Here is a 393-nt window from a genome sequence, read left to right as displayed (position 1 = left end):
CCGGTGCGGGAGTAGGTGAGCACCATGGCCAGGACGATCGGCGCAGCCAGCGCGGCGCGGACGCCCCAGCCGCCACCGCTGAAGAAGACGGCCAGGACTCCCAGCGTGATCAGGAAGTAGGCACCGGCGTTGGGGTCGCCGAGGTAGCCGGTGAGCCGGCCCGAGTACGCGTCGCCACCCACGCCCGCGAATGCCAGTCCGGCGACCACAACCAGGCCGGCCGCAAGACCGAGGGCGGACGACCTGAGGGAGACCCGACCCGTCCCCAGGGCCCAGACGAGCCCGGCCAGGATGGCGACGTGGCCGAGTCGGCGGACCCAGTCCACATCGTTCGCGACACCGGATCCCAGGAGCAGGGCCAGCAGCGCACCCAGCGCAAGGGTGACGGCTGTC

Annotated in this window: 1 protein-coding gene; it reads right to left on the bottom strand. The window is 72.3% G+C overall.

Features of this window, described 5'->3' with window-relative positions; translation table 11 throughout:
- Nucleotides 1-393 (bottom strand): hypothetical protein (locus tag M3194_RS30995; RefSeq protein ID WP_251657995.1); only part of this gene is annotated, 393 nt, incomplete at both ends.

Origin of the sequence: Paenibacillus glycanilyticus, assembly GCF_023715145.1 — a bacterium.
In the GTDB taxonomy this organism is placed as follows: domain Bacteria; phylum Bacillota; class Bacilli; order Paenibacillales; family Paenibacillaceae; genus Pristimantibacillus; species Pristimantibacillus glycanilyticus_A.
Note: the sequence above shows the minus strand (reverse complement) of the source record. Positions and strands in the feature narration are given on the sequence as shown.